This window comes from Pseudodonghicola sp. (genome assembly GCF_048268305.1).
Classification (GTDB): Bacteria; Pseudomonadota; Alphaproteobacteria; order Rhodobacterales; family Rhodobacteraceae; genus Pseudodonghicola.
This window is the reverse complement of sequence record NZ_JBLWVT010000002.1, coordinates 443,565-457,324: the sequence shown is the minus strand read 5'-3', so window position 1 is coordinate 457,324 and position 13,760 is coordinate 443,565. Positions and strand designations below refer to the sequence as shown.

Annotated in this window: 15 protein-coding genes; 6 read left to right on the top strand and 9 right to left on the bottom strand. The window is 65.5% G+C overall.

The features are described from left to right. Positions 1-55: 55 nt before the first annotated feature. The 3 genes from ACN0V4_RS05285 to prfA form a co-directional block, all read right to left on the bottom strand. Positions 56-772 (bottom strand): DUF4167 domain-containing protein, encoded by a 717-nt coding sequence (locus ACN0V4_RS05285; RefSeq protein WP_417673728.1) that lies wholly within the window; start codon positions 770-772, stop codon positions 56-58. 249 nt (positions 773-1,021) lie between these two features. Then, on the bottom strand, positions 1,022-1,864 hold the full coding sequence (gene prmC, locus ACN0V4_RS05280) for a peptide chain release factor N(5)-glutamine methyltransferase (RefSeq protein WP_417673726.1): 843 nt from the start codon (positions 1,862-1,864) through the stop codon (positions 1,022-1,024). Further along, positions 1,861-2,913 (bottom strand): peptide chain release factor 1, encoded by a 1,053-nt coding sequence (prfA, locus tag ACN0V4_RS05275; protein ID WP_417673724.1) that lies wholly within the window; start codon positions 2,911-2,913, stop codon positions 1,861-1,863. Before prfA ends, prmC begins: the two co-directional genes overlap by 4 nt. 75 nt (positions 2,914-2,988) lie before the next feature. Here prfA and ACN0V4_RS05270 point away from each other — a divergent pair, with 75 nt between their 5' ends. After that, positions 2,989-3,291, top strand: coding sequence for a hypothetical protein (locus ACN0V4_RS05270; protein ID WP_417673722.1), 303 nt, complete (start codon positions 2,989-2,991; stop codon positions 3,289-3,291). Here ACN0V4_RS05270 and ACN0V4_RS05265 read toward each other — a convergent pair. The 3 genes from ACN0V4_RS05265 to ACN0V4_RS05255 all read right to left on the bottom strand — a co-directional run bounded on the left by ACN0V4_RS05265 (position 3,226) and on the right by ACN0V4_RS05255 (position 5,871). Beyond that, positions 3,226-3,645, bottom strand: a complete 420-nt coding sequence (locus tag ACN0V4_RS05265; protein WP_417673720.1) for a DUF1499 domain-containing protein — start codon at positions 3,643-3,645, stop codon at positions 3,226-3,228. The genes ACN0V4_RS05270 and ACN0V4_RS05265 overlap by 66 nt on opposite strands. Before the next feature lie 72 nt (positions 3,646-3,717). Next, the gene (speB, locus tag ACN0V4_RS05260; protein ID WP_417673718.1) at positions 3,718-4,680 is read right to left on the bottom strand and encodes an agmatinase; all 963 of its coding nucleotides are present in this window, start codon (positions 4,678-4,680) and stop codon (positions 3,718-3,720) included. A gap of 24 nt (positions 4,681-4,704) precedes the next feature. Continuing rightward, positions 4,705-5,871, bottom strand: coding sequence for a M20 aminoacylase family protein (locus ACN0V4_RS05255; protein WP_417673716.1), 1,167 nt, complete (start codon positions 5,869-5,871; stop codon positions 4,705-4,707). Between the two features lie 67 nt (positions 5,872-5,938). On the opposite strand from ACN0V4_RS05255, the gene mazG reads away from it, so the two are divergent. The 3 genes from mazG (at position 5,939) to ACN0V4_RS05240 (ending at position 8,341) form a co-directional block, all read left to right on the top strand. Continuing rightward, positions 5,939-6,760 (top strand): nucleoside triphosphate pyrophosphohydrolase, encoded by an 822-nt coding sequence (gene mazG / locus ACN0V4_RS05250; RefSeq protein ID WP_417673714.1) that lies wholly within the window; start codon positions 5,939-5,941, stop codon positions 6,758-6,760. A 193-nt stretch (positions 6,761-6,953) separates the two neighbouring features. Then, positions 6,954-7,895 (top strand): nucleoside hydrolase, encoded by a 942-nt coding sequence (locus tag ACN0V4_RS05245; RefSeq protein ID WP_417673712.1) that lies wholly within the window; start codon positions 6,954-6,956, stop codon positions 7,893-7,895. After that, a complete protein-coding gene (locus ACN0V4_RS05240; protein ID WP_417673710.1) occupies positions 7,892-8,341 on the top strand; it encodes a GNAT family N-acetyltransferase in 450 nt (149 codons plus the stop codon). Before ACN0V4_RS05245 ends, ACN0V4_RS05240 begins: the two co-directional genes overlap by 4 nt. Positions 8,342-8,843: 502 nt before the next feature. Here the strand turns inward: ACN0V4_RS05240 and eno are convergent. Further along, entirely contained in the window at positions 8,844-10,121 is a 1,278-nt protein-coding gene (eno, locus tag ACN0V4_RS05235) for a phosphopyruvate hydratase (protein ID WP_417673708.1), read from the bottom strand. 66 nt (positions 10,122-10,187) lie between these two features. Next, positions 10,188-11,057: a DMT family transporter gene (locus tag ACN0V4_RS05230; RefSeq protein ID WP_417673706.1), complete on the bottom strand. Its 870-nt coding sequence runs from the start codon at positions 11,055-11,057 to the stop codon at positions 10,188-10,190. Between the two features lie 126 nt (positions 11,058-11,183). Between ACN0V4_RS05230 and ACN0V4_RS05225 the strand changes: the two genes are divergently transcribed. Next, positions 11,184-11,573, top strand: a complete 390-nt coding sequence (locus ACN0V4_RS05225) for a GFA family protein (protein ID WP_417673930.1) — start codon at positions 11,184-11,186, stop codon at positions 11,571-11,573. An 86-nt stretch (positions 11,574-11,659) separates the two neighbouring features. Further along, the gene (locus tag ACN0V4_RS05220) at positions 11,660-12,703 is read left to right on the top strand and encodes an AbrB family transcriptional regulator (protein WP_417673704.1); all 1,044 of its coding nucleotides are present in this window, start codon (positions 11,660-11,662) and stop codon (positions 12,701-12,703) included. 10 nt (positions 12,704-12,713) lie between these two features. Here the strand turns inward: ACN0V4_RS05220 and ACN0V4_RS05215 are convergent, their stop codons facing one another. Continuing rightward, on the bottom strand, positions 12,714-13,613 hold the full coding sequence (locus ACN0V4_RS05215) for a bifunctional helix-turn-helix transcriptional regulator/GNAT family N-acetyltransferase (protein WP_417673702.1): 900 nt from the start codon (positions 13,611-13,613) through the stop codon (positions 12,714-12,716). Between the last annotated feature and the right edge of the window lie 147 nt (positions 13,614-13,760).

The following is a 13,760-nucleotide window of genomic DNA, read 5'->3' as shown; positions in this document are numbered from 1 at the left end:
CAAAAGGCCGAAGCGGATGCTTCGGCCTTTTTCATGTTCCGGAGAGAAGCGGGGTTTATTCCGCGGCCTTGGGGGAATTATCCCCGCTGACGGCCGACACCCCTTCGGCGGCCTCGGTCGAGACGGTCTTCTTGCTGGCCGGCTTGCGGCTGGAACTGCGCGAGGACGTCTTCGGTGCCGGCTTGTCAGCGGCCTCTTCGGCGCCAACCTCTTCCTTGGGCTTGCTGCTCCTCGATCGGCTCGACGAGCTGCTGCTGCGCGGCTTGCGCGGGCTGGAGGGTGCCTTTTTCGGCTGGTTTTCCGGGGTCTCGACCAGTCCGGTCTCGTCGCCCTCACCGATGTCGATCGGTTCCAGCGCAAGCAGATCGGGCTGCCGCGGGCTCATCGGCTCGGCGATGAATTCCACCGCCGGCTCGACCGGAGCGCCATTGCTTTCGCGTTCCTGACGATCGGTCCGATCGCGGTCACGATCGACCTGACGGTCGCGATTCTGACGTTCAAGCTCCTCGCGGCGCTGGTCTTGCTCGCGCTGCGCCTCGCCCAGCAGGCGCAGGTAATGCTCGGCGTGCTGCTGGAAATTCTCGGCCGCCACGCGGTCATTTGCCAACTGCGCATCGCGGGCGAGCTGATTGTACTTGTCAATGATCTGCTGCGGCGTACCGCGCACCTTCCCCTCGGGGCCGGAGCTGTCAAAAACGCGATTGACAACATTTCCGCCAGTGGGACGGCTGCGGTTCGACTTCGACCGCGATCGGGATTTAGACGATCTCATATACCTAACGTCAGCCTTGTATTCGTGCCGTGTGATCCTGGCTGCGCCTCATGCGCTTGTGTCACTCTTGTGTCCACTTGGGCCAGATCTGCGACTTTTCGGGCTTGGCGTTGCCGGGAAGCAGCGAGTGCCTCTGCCAGAGCAACGATCTTGAGTAAACATGTCCTGACGGTTCAGACAAGGGGGCGGACGGAAAAAAATGACATTTTTTCAGCCGTTCCGCGATCTGTTGCCTCATCTCCCCGGTTGTTAGCGCAACCGGGCGCGGATCACCCGATCACGACCATCGAGATCATGCACCACCGCCAGATCGGCCAGACCTGCCCGTGCGAAAATGTCGCAGACCGCCTGCGCCTGGGTCGGGCCGATCTCGACGATCAGCCGGCCGTTCGGCGCCAGATGGTCGATCACCCCGGCCGCTATCCGCCGATAGGCCCCCAGCCCGTCGCCGCCATCGGTCAGCGCCAGATGCGGTTCATGGCCGCGCACCTCTTCCGACAGCCCCGCCATCTCGTCCAGCGCGATATAGGGCGGGTTGGAGACGATCAGATCGAATTGGCCCTCGACCGCATCGAACCAGTCGGATTTCTGAATATCGCTCCGCACCTCGACCCGGTGCAGCACCGCATTGGCGCTGGCCTGCAGGCAGGCCGCCTCGGAGAGGTCGACGCCAAGCCCGGTGGCTCCAGGCCGTTCGGCCAATAGCGTCACCAGGATGCAGCCCGATCCCACCCCCAGATCCAACACCCGCTCAAAAGGTTCTGCCAGAGCGGCCTCGATCAGCGTCTCGGTCTCGGGCCGCGGGTCCAGCACATCGCCCGACACCTTGAAGCGGCGACCATAGAATTCGCGTTCGCCCAGCAGATGCGACACCGGCACCCGGATGGCGCGCAGCGAAATCAGCTGTTCATAACGGTCGGCGACATCATGCTCCAGCTCTTCCGGTGCGATCAGCGTGACCCGCGCCGCCTCGATCCGGGCGGCATGGGCCAAGAGCACCCGGGCATCACGCGCCGGATTGTCGACGCCTGCGGCGCGCAGCCGGGCGGCGGCGGCGGCCATCGCCTGGGCGGCGGTCAGCGCCCCGGTCATTGCCCCATCTCGGCAAGCATGCGGGCCTGATCGTCGGCGGTCAGCGCGTCGATCACCTCGTCCAGGTCACCCTGCATCACCTGATCGAGCTTGTAGAGCGTCAGGTTGATGCGGTGATCGGTCATCCGCCCCTGCGGGAAGTTATAGGTGCGAATGCGTTCGCTGCGATCGCCCGAACCGACCTGGCTCTTGCGCGCCTCGGAGCGGGCGTCATGCGCCTTCTGCCGCTCAAGATCGAACAGCCGGGTGCGCAGCACCTGCATGGCGATCTCGCGGTTGCGATGCTGCGACTTCTCGGAGGAGGTCACCACGATGCCCGAGGGCATATGGGTGATGCGCACGGCGGAATCGGTGGTGTTGACGTGCTGCCCCCCGGCGCCGGAGCTGCGCATGGTGTCGATGCGGATATCGTTGGGGTCAATCTTCACATCGACATCCTGCGCCTCGGGGAGCACGGCGACGGTGGCGGCCGAGGTGTGGATGCGCCCGCCGCTTTCCGTGCTGGGCACCCGCTGGACACGGTGCACGCCGGATTCGTATTTCAGCCGGGCGAAGACGTTGTCGCCGCCGATGCGCACGACCGCTTCCTTCACCCCGCCCAGCTCGGTCTCCTGCAGCTCGATCACCTCCCAGCGCCAACCACGCGCTTCGGAATAGCGCTGGTACATGCGCAGCAGATCGCCGGCGAAGAGCGCGGCCTCGTCACCGCCGGTGCCGGGGCGGATTTCCAGGATGGCAGGGCGGCTGTCGGCCTCGTCCTTCGGCAACAGCGCCAGTTCCAGCGCATGTTCGGCCTCTGGCAGGCGGGCCTTCAGCGCCGGGATTTCCTCGGCCGCCAGTTCGCGCATGTCGGGGTCAGCCAACATCGCCTCGGCCTCGGCCAGATCGGCGCGCAGGCCGCGCCAGGCCTCGATCTGGTCGACCACCGGCTTCAGCTCGGAATATTCGCGGGCAAGCATGGCGATTTCGCCACCGCTGGCCTCTGCCATCGCGGCCTCGAGGTACTGAAACCTCTGGCGGATCTGCTCTAGTCGTTCTTCGGGAACCATTGGCGCGGTGTCCTTCATCCCGGCGCTTTGGTCAAGAGCCGTGACGTGCTATCCTCGGTTCGGGAGGAAACGCCGATGGCCCTACGCTCTGCCCTGCTCTGCGCGCTTTGTGCCCTCATCCCCGGTCTCGCGCCAGCCGATGTCCTTGGACCGGACGGCAAGCTGCGCGACTGCTATTGCACCGATACCTCTGGCGGGCGGGTCGAACTTGGGGAAACAATCTGCCTGCGGGTCGACGGGCGGATGTTCATGGCACAATGCCAGATGTCGCTGAATGTGCCGATGTGGCGCGAGGTCAGCCCCGCCTGCCTGTCATCCGGCCTGATTGAGCGTCTCGAGCCACTGATCGACACGAGCCCGGTTGACGCCCAGATCTGACCTGCCGAACCGCAGCCGGGCATAGATCTCCAGCGCGTCGCCGGCCTGATGCACGGTGGTGTAATCCGGAAAGCCGAAAACCAAGGAGCGGGTGATATAGGTCACCATCCCCTCGGGCACGGTGCCGGCCAGCACCCGGGTGCGAGGCGTGGCGCGGATGATCCGGTCGAGCCGGGCCAAACCGTCGGCGCCGACCTCGACCCGCCGTTCCACCCCGCCCGCCAGATCAAGATTTCCAATCCCCTCGGGCACCTGATGCCAGACGGCGGGATCGCTGGGCGCCAGGCGGATATATCCCAATGCGATCACTGCCAGCAGCAGCAATATCCAGATGAGCATCGCTATGCGCCCCATACCCCCTCCTCTCCGGCGGCCACTATGTCATGGGGCCGGCAGTCGCGCCGGCCCCTCCTCCCTCACATGTGCTCACATGAGCATGGTCCAGCCCAGCAGACAAATGATCGCGGTCGCCACATGGGCGCCGGCGACCGAGGTGATGCCGCTGGGATCGAAGGGCGGCGACACCTCCACCACATCGCCGCCCTTGATGTTGATGCCGCCCAGGCCCCGCAGGATGGCGGCGGCCTGCGCCGAACTCAGGCCGCCCCAGACCGGCGTGCCGGTTCCCGGCGCGAAGGCCGGATCAAGGCAGTCGATATCGAAGGTCAGATAGGTGGGATGGGCGCCGATGATGCCGCGCACCTTCTCCACCACCGCCTTTGGACCGATCTCGTGCACCTCGGCCGCATCGATGATATGCACGCCCAGGGTGTCGTCGTTATGGGTGCGGATGCCGACCTGAACGGACCGGCTGGGATCGACGATCCCTTCCTTCACCGCCTTGTAGAACATGGTGCCGTGGTCGATCCGGGCCGGATCATCATCGGCCCAGGTATCGGTATGGGCATCGAACTGCACCAGCGACATCGGCCCGTATTTCTCGGCAAAGGCCTTGAGGATCGGATAGGTGATATAGTGATCGCCCCCCAGCGTCACCGGCGCCACGCCGGCGGCGAGGATCTTGGCGATATGGGCGGTCAGCGCCGGCGGAAAGGCCGGGATATTGGCGTAATCATAGGCCAGATCACCGTAATCGACGATCGCCAGCTCGCTCAGCGCCCGGAACGGCCAACCATAGGGTTCGTCATAGGGCTGAAAGCTCGACGCCTCGCGGATGCCGCGCGGACCCAGGCGGGTGCCGGGCCGGTTCGACACCGCCAGATCGAAGGGCACCCCGGTGACGGCGATCTGCGCCCCGGTCAGATCCTTGGTATAGCGCCGCTTCAGAAAGGACACCGCCCCGCCATAGGCCGCCTCGAGATTGGTGCCGCGCAGATCCTCGCGAGTAAAACCCGCGTCGATCTGATTTTCCACATCGCTCATCGCCATCGTGGCATCTCCCCTGTCTTGATCCTACTTCGCCACCGGTTGGGCCCGTTCCACCAATCGGGCGAAGAAGGAAGCGCCCACCGGCGCGATATCATCGTTGAAATCGTAATCAGGCTGGTGCAGCCCGGCCGTCTCGCCCTGCCCGATGAACAGATAGGCGCCGGGGCGCTTTTCCAGCATATAGGCGAAATCCTCCGCCCCCATCTCACGGCCGACCTCGCCCAGAACCCGGTCCTTGCCGGCAATCTCCTCGGCCACCTCGACGGCGAACCGGGTCTTGTCGACATCGTTGATGGTGGCGGGATAGCCGATCTCGTAATCCAGCTCCGCGCCCACCTCGAAACTCAGCGCCTGGCCCTCGACGATGGTCTTCATCCGCTGCATCACCATCTGCTGCACCCTTGGGTCGAAGGTGCGCACGGTGCCGTTCAGATAGGCGGTCTCGGGGATCACATTGTCGGTGGTGCCGGCATGGATCTGGGTGACCGAGATCACCAGATCGTCCAGCGCGCAATTGTTGCGGCTGACGATGGTCTGAAACGCCTGCGCGATCGAGATCGCCGCAATGACGGGATCGCGGGTATCCTGCGGCATGGCGCCATGACCGCCGACGCCCTTGATATGCACATGGAACTGGTCGACCGCCGCCATCAGGGCGCCCGGGGTGGTATAGAACCCGCCCGGCACGAAGCCCGGCGCGTTATGCAGCGCATAGACCTGGGCGATGTCGAACCGGTCGAGCATGCCTTCCTCGACCATCACCCCGGCGCCGCCGCCATCCTCTTCCGCCGGCTGGAAGATCAGCGCGACGCGGCCCGAGAAATTGCGCGTCTCGGCCAGGTATCTCGCGGCGCCGAGCAGCATGGTGGTATGGCCGTCATGGCCGCAGGCGTGCATCTTGCCCGGGTGGGTCGAGGCATAGTCCGCCCCGGTCGCCTCGGGGATCGGCAGCGCGTCGAAATCGGCCCTCAGCCCGATGGTCGGCCCATCCCCCTTGCCGTTGATGATCGCGACGATGCCGGTCCTGGCGATGCCCTCGTGTATCTCGTCCACCCCGAATTCCCGCAGCCGGGCGGCGATGAAGGCCGCGGTCTCCGGGCAATCGAATCCCAGTTCGGGGATCCGATGCAGATGCCGGCGCCATTCGGTCATCTCCTTGGCATAGTCGGCAATACGGTTGACGACGGGCATGGCGGGCTGGACTCCTCTGGCTGCATCCGGAATGGATGCATCTGACACCGGATAAGGAGACAGAGCAATGCCCGAACAGGACCCGATCTTCGATATCCCCGAAGGCATCGACCGGCTGCGCGCGATCATGCGTCGCCTGCGCGACCCCGAAACCGGCTGCCCCTGGGATCTGGAGCAGGATTTCACCTCGATCGCGCCCTATACGATTGAAGAAGGCTATGAGGTCGCCGATGCCATCGAACGCCAGGCCTGGGGCGAATTGGAGGGCGAATTGGGCGATCTGATGTTCCAGACCGTCTATCACACCCAGATGGCCGAGGAGGCCGGTCTGTTCAGCTTCGACAGCGTGGTCAAGGCGATCTCGGACAAGATGATCGCGCGCCACCCGCATGTCTTCGGCGACGAAAGCCGCGAGAAAAGCGCCGAGCAGCAAACCGCCGATTGGGAGGCGATCAAGGCCGCCGAGCGGGCCGGCAAAGAACAGAAAGGCGCGCTCGATGGACTGACCGCCAACCTGCCAGCGCTGTTGCGCGCCTACAAGCTGCAGAAACGCGCCGCCCGCGTCGGTTTCGACTGGCCCGATGCCGAGGACGTTCTGGCCAAGATCGCCGAAGAGGCCAACGAGCTGACCGAGGCGCGCGACAGCCTTGGCGCCGATGAGATCGAGGAGGAGTTCGGCGATCTGCTGTTCGTCATGGTCAACCTTGGTCGCCATCTGGGCGTCGAACCCGAAGCCGCCCTGCGCCGCGCCAATGCGAAATTCACCCGCCGTTTCAAAGGGGTGGAGGAAAGACTTGCAGCGCTGGGAAAACGCCCGGAGGACAGCGATCTCGAAGAGATGGACACGCTCTGGGACGAGGTGAAGGCGCTGGAGAAAGATCGCGGCTGAGCTGTCCCGCCCCCGGCCACCCGGGGGCAGGCCTCGCCTCCCTACCGGCTGGCCTCTGCCGCCTGTCCCTCCGCGACCAGGGCCTTTTCGGGGATGGCGCCCCATGGGGGCTGCGATCCACCGCCGAGCCCTTGCGCGCCGCTGGACATTACCCCCGCGCCCTGCGACTCTCTGACGAAACGAAGAGGGCGACATGACCGTGCGCAAGATCATCATCGACACCGATCCCGGCCAGGACGATGCTGTCGCCATCCTGCTGGCGCTGGCCAGCCCCGAGGAGGTCGAGGTTCTGGGCATCACCGCCGTCGCCGGCAACGTGCCGCTGCCCCTGACCGCCAAGAACGCCCGCATCATCTGCGAATTGGCCGGGCGACCCGATGTGGCGGTCTATGCCGGCTGCGACGAACCGCTGTCGCGCCCGCTGATCACTGCCGAACACGTGCACGGCAAGACCGGGCTTGACGGTCCCGACCTCCCCGATCCGGTCATGGATCTGCGGCCCGAACACGGCGTCGATTTCATCATCGAAACCCTGCGCCGCGAACCTGAAGGCAGCGTTACCCTCTGTCCGCTGGGCCCCTTGACCAATATCGCCACCGCCTTCCGCGATGCCCCCGACATCATCCCCCGGGTGCGCGAGGTGGTGTTGATGGGCGGCGCCTATTTCGAGGTGGGCAATATTACCCCGGCCGCCGAATTCAACATCTACGTCGACCCGGAAGCCGCTGAAACCGTGTTCAAATCCGGCGTGCCCATCGTGGTGATGCCGCTCGACGTCACCCATAAGGCGCTGGTCACCAGGCCGCGCAACGATGCCTTCCGCGCGCTTGCAACCCCGGTGGGCCAGGCGGTGGCCGAGATGACCGATTTCTTCGAACGCTTCGACAAGGAGAAATACGGCAGCCTCGGCGCGCCGCTGCATGACCCTTGCGTGATCGCCTATCTGATCCGCCCCGATCTGTTCACCGGCCGCTTCATCAATGTCGAGATCGAGACGCAATCCTCGCTTACCCTCGGGATGACCGTGGCCGACTGGTGGCGGGTCAGCGGACGCGACCCCAACGCGCTGTTCATCGGCGATGTCGATGCCGACGGCTTTTTCACCCTTCTCACGGAAAGGCTGGCCCGCCTGTGACCACCGCCCTGCATCTGGCACGCCCCGAAGATCTGGAGCGGCTGCTGATCCTCTCCACCGCCTGCCATTACGAGCTTGGTCTCGAGCGTAGTGACGACGACCGCTGCGCCGGGCTGCAACCGCTGCTCGACGGCATGCCGCAGGGGGCGATCTATCTGATCGGACCGGCGCGGGCCCCCTTGGGCTATATCGTGCTCAGCTTCGGCTGGTCGCTGCCGCTCGCCGGCATGGAGGCACGGGTGGAAGAGCTGTATATTCGCCCCCCCGTGCGCGGCCGTGGCATTGCGACCGAGGTATTGGGCAGCCTGCCCCGCGCCCTGGCGCAGGCCGGCGTCAAGGCGATCCACCTGCATCTGGGCCCGAGCACGGACCGCACCCGCGATCTCTTTGCCCGCGCCCGCTTTCGCGAAGAGGAAGGCACCCGGGTGATGACCCGCAAGCTTTAGCGATCGCGGCCCATTGATTTGGCAGAACCGGGTGCCTCCCCCCGGGGAATGAGCGGGAACCACCTGCCCAATCTCAAATGGCTGCCGGGAAACCCTGGTTAAGATCGATGCTCGGAGGTCTTCTATCCGTCGCCATTCCAGCCGCCCTCATGTTCTGGCGGTGATACGCGAACGCACCCGGAGCCTAGCCCATCATCAATTCGGCGCTCCCTTCAACGGCAGGGCCGGCTTGGTGATCTCGAGGCGTCGGCTAGGCGGCGCCACCAGCTCGCCGTCGCGACAAAGCCGGAACACTCCAACGCCCGGAAAGCAGAAATCTGTAAGCAGGCGTCAACCTGAAGACGGAACCCCGACGAGGAATCCAGGCACGGGTCGAGGCCGCGAAATCTGCTCGGCGCCTCTCCCTCCCGATAGCCGCTGTTCGGCCCCCCAAAGAAAAACCCCCGCCACCTTTCGGCAGCGGGGGCATATCCCTTGATCGGGACATCCAAAATCCGTCGGATCAGGCCTTCAGGATCGAGCGGCCGGCATATTCGGCCACATCGCCTAGCATTTCCTCGATGCGGATCAGCTGGTTGTATTTCGCCAACCGGTCGGAACGGGCGAGCGAGCCGGTCTTGATCTGGCCGCAGTTGGTGGCGACCGCCAGGTCGGCGATGGTGGCATCCTCGGTCTCGCCGGAACGGTGCGACATCACGTTGGTATAGCGCGCGCGGTGGGCCATTTCGACCGCCTGCAGCGTCTCGGTCAGCGAGCCGATCTGGTTCACCTTGACCAGCATGGAGTTGGCGACGCCCTTCTTGATGCCCTCGGCCAGACGCGCAGGGTTGGTGACGAAGAGATCGTCGCCGACCAGCTGCACCTTGCCGCCCAGGGTGTCGGTCAGGATCTTCCAGCCGTCCCAATCATCCTCGGCGCAGCCGTCTTCGATCGAGATGATCGGATAGTTGGCGACCAGATCGGCGAGATAGGCGACGTTTTCCTCGGAGGTGAGGATCTTGCCCTCGCCCTTCATGTTGTATTTGCCGCCCTCGAAATATTCGGTCGAGGCGCAGTCGAGCGCCAGATAGATATCCTCGCCCGGCTTGTAGCCGGCCTTTTCGATCGACTTCAGCACGAAATCCAGCGCGTCGCGGGTCGAGGCGAGTTGCGGCGCAAAGCCACCCTCGTCGCCCAGACCGGTGGACATGCCGGCCGCCGACAGTTCCTTTTTCAGGGTGTGGAAGACTTCCGACCCCATGCGCACGGCGTCACGGATGTTCTCCGCTGCCACCGGCATGATCATGAATTCCTGGATGTCGATCGGGTTGTCGGCATGTTCGCCGCCGTTGATGATGTTCATCATCGGCACCGGCAGCACGCGGGCCGAGGTGCCGCCGACATAGCGATAGAGCGGTTGCGAGGTGAAATCCGCCGCCGCCTTGGCCACCGCCAGCGACACGCCGAGAATGGCGTTGGCGCCCAGACGGCTCTTGTTGTCGGTGCCGTCCAGTTCGATCATCACCTGGTCGATGCCAACCTGCTCCAGCGCGTCGAAGCCCACCAACTCTTCGGCGATCTCGCCGTTGACGGCGGCGACGGCATCCAGCACGCCCTTGCCCATATAGCGCGACTTGTCGCCGTCACGCTTTTCCACCGCCTCATAGGCGCCGGTCGAGGCCCCCGAGGGCACGGCGGCACGGCCCATGGTGCCGTCTTCCAGGATCACGTCGACCTCGACGGTCGGATTGCCCCGGCTGTCGAGAATTTCGCGCGCGTGAATGTCGATAATCGTGCTCATGTGTACACCCCGATGAATTGATTACCCGCCTCATAACCGCCTGAAAGCGGCAGGAAAAGGGGACTCTCAGGTCTTGAGCCGATGTTTGCGCTCACGCAGGAGGGTATAGATGCCCGAAGCGACAATCACCGCCGTGCCCAGCAGCATCAGCCCGTTGGGACGTTCGGAAAACACCACGAAGGCGAAGCCGAGCGCAAAGAGGATGCGGGTATAGCGGAACGGGGTGACGAAGGACACGTCGCCCACCCGGGTGGCGGAAACCAGCGCGTGATAGGCCCCGGCGCCAAGCGCGACGATCCCCAAGAGCCTGAGCCAGTCGAGCGGCCCCGGCACCACGAAGGGGTCGTTCGTCACGAAGGACAGGATCAGCGCGGCCGGCACCTGCAGGGCAAAGGCCACGAAGCTGACCTGAAACGAGCTGACGTCACGCGGGATCACCCGGGTCACCAGATCCCTGAGCGCAAGCGCCACGGCGGTGACCACCGCGAAGAGCGCCGTGGCCTGGAAATCCGAGCTGCCGGGCTGGATCACCAGCAGAACGCCGACGAAGCCCACCAGAATGGCGCTCCACCGCCGCCAGCCGACCGGTTCCTTCAGGAACACCGCCGCCGCCAAGGTCACCAGCAGCGGATTGGCCTGCAGGATCGCCGAGGCCACCGCCAGCGGCGCCAGCGCAAGCGCCGTGATCATCGAGAAGGACCCGCAAAGCTCGCCGATATTGCGCAGCACCACCGGGCGGCTCAGATAGGCGCGCGTCCACAGCGGCCGGCCGGACCCCAGGGTCAGAACCGCAAAGATGGTGCCCGCGCCGGCACCGATGATCAGCATGATCTCCCAGGTCGGCAGATGCTCGGACGAGAGCTTGATCAACATATCCTCGGCCGCAAAGCCGAGCATCGCGACCGCCATCAGGGCGGCGCCACGCAGGTTCTCCATCGGGGAAGCTTTCGCAATCAGGGGAGTATGACCGCCCTGCAATGGCTCAAATCCACTGTCGCCGCAAGCGGCCTTGCGGGATTGGCGGGCTCATCTAGACTGCGCCCAAATCAGGGAGACAGACAGATGACGAATGTAACGGGCGGCTGCCTCTGCGGCGATATCCGCTTCGCGGCAACCGGCGCCCCGGACCGCGTCGGCATATGCCATTGCCTGGACTGCCGAAAGCACCATGGCGCGGTGTTTTACGCCGCCGCCGTCTTTCCCCAGACGGCCGTCGCGATCACCGGCAGCCCAGAGCAGTATCAGGGCCGGTTCTTTTGCCCCCGCTGCGGATCCTCGGTGTTCTCGCAAAGCGATGGCGAGATCGAAGTGCATCTGGGCGCGCTCGATGCCCCCGATCAATTCGTGCCGAGTTACGAGCTTTGGGTGACCCGTCGCGAATCCTGGCTGCGCCCGGTCGCCTCGGCGCGACAATTTGCAGGCAATCGAACGACGGGGGAGGACAGCGCCTAGCAGATGAAGATACCGGCGGACGGGTCGATGACGCATCCGCGATCCCGAGATTGTTGCCGCCCGCACCGGGTGATAGGTCAGCGATCATGACAAACATCCCCCCGCCCCGCCTGATCTGGATCAATCTGCGCACCTTCGGCTTCGGCGCCCTGGGCGCGGCGCTGGCCTATGCTGCCGCGCTGCCGGCGGCCTTGCTGATCGGGCCGGCGCTGGCGGTGACGGCGGCGGGGCTTGCCGGGATGCGGATGACGCTGTCGCAGCCGGTGATGCTGGTCTGTTTCGTGATTCTCGGCATGGCGGTAGGCAGCGGGTTCACCACCGAGGCGGGCAGCGCGCTGTTGCACTGGCCGCTGGCCTTCGCCGCGCTGGCGCTGGCCCTGGTGGTCATCATGGCACTCGGGCGGCTGGTGCTGGCACGGCTTTTCGCGTTTGACACGCTCAGCGCCGCCCTGGCCTCGGCCCCCGGGCATCTGAGCTTCACGCTCGCCATCGCGGCGGACTCGGCGGGCGATCTGCCGCGGATCGCGGTGGTGCAGTCGGTGCGCCTGCTGGCGCTGACGCTGAGCGTGCCCTTCGTCGCCCTGGCGATGGGGGTGACCATGGCGCCCAGCGTGATGCCCGCCGGCGTCCCGATGCCGCCCGTGCAGCTACTGGGCCTCGCCGCGGCTGGCATTCTTCTGGGGCTCGGGTTCCGGCGGCTGCACCTGCCGGCGCCGATCCTGCTAGGGCCGATGGCGGCCTCGGCGCTTGGCCACGTCAGCGGGCTGGTCACCGGCACCCTGCCCGGCTGGCTGCTGATGCCGGCCTTCCTGGCCATGGGCACGCTGATCGGCACCCGCTTTTCCGGCATGCGGCTGGGCGATCTGCGTCAGGCCGGGCTGGCGGGCCTGGCCATCACCGTGATCAGCGTCGGCGTCGCGGCGCTGGCGGCGCTGCCGGTGGCGCTGGCGCTGGGGATGCCGGCGGCGCATGTGCTGACCGGCTTCGCCCCCGGTGGGCTCGAGACCATGGTGGCGCTTGGCGCCGCGATGGGGGCGAACCCCGGTTTCATCGCCGCCTGCCACATCCTGCGGCTAGTGATCCTGAGCGTGCTGATCCCGCTCTCCCTGCGGCGCACCGGCCAGGTCTGAGCGCCGCGACCTAGGCGGGCGTGGCCCCGGGCCCCGCGATGATCCGCTCGAAGAACAGATCGGGATAGGGATCGTCATTGAACCGTGCGATCTCGGTCCAGCCGCCGCTGCGATAAAGCCCCACCGCCTCGGGCAGCGCGCTGTTGGTATCGAGACGCAGACGATCATAGCCCAGCTCGATCGCGATGCTCTCCAGCTCCGCCATCATCCGCCGCGACACCCCCAGCCCCCGCGCCGCCGGCGCGATCCACAGCCGCTTGATCTCGGCATAGCCCTTGTCAGTTCCCTTCAACCCGACGCAACCGACCGGCAGCCCGTCCGAGATCGCCAGCACAAAGCTGCCGCAGGGGCGTTCCATGTCGCAAGCCTCGGGATCGGCCGAGAGCGACACGTCGAAGCCGCGTTTGAAACGCGACGCCAGTTCGGCGTAATAGGACGACAGGCAGGACTGCGCCCAGGGATCGGTCGGGCTCCGCTCCTCAAGGACGATGCGGTCGCGGCCAAGGGTGGTCGCGATCATGTCCATCGCCGCCAGGAGCCGTTCCTGTGCCTGATGCTTTTTAAGGATTTCGGAAGCCTGGGCATTCGACAGCGCCTCATAGGCCGCATATTCCCGCGCCCCCGCCTCGGTCAGCCGCACCCTGCGGCGGCGGCTGTCCTCCGCACTCTCTTCGGTCTCGACCAGCCCTTCGGCCTCCAGACTTCTCAGCAGCCGGCTCATCAACCCGGAATCCAGCCCCAGATAGGCACGGATATCGCTGACGTCATGACGGCCACCGCCGATCGCGTTCAGAACGCGCGCCGGCCCCAGCGGGCGACCCCGCCCGAGAAAGGAGGCATCGAGCGCGCCGGCTTCGGAGGTGACGGCACGGTGAAAGCGACGGATGCGCGTGATGGAATCTGACAGCATGATCTGCCCCTGTCGTAAATATACCTGACTTCAGTCAGATATAATCTCCCCAAAAGCAAGCCGTCAAATGCAAACAGGCGCCCGCAACAGCGGACGCCTGCATCATTTTTCCTGCGCGGGACGGTCATGTCCCGGCGCGCATCTGGA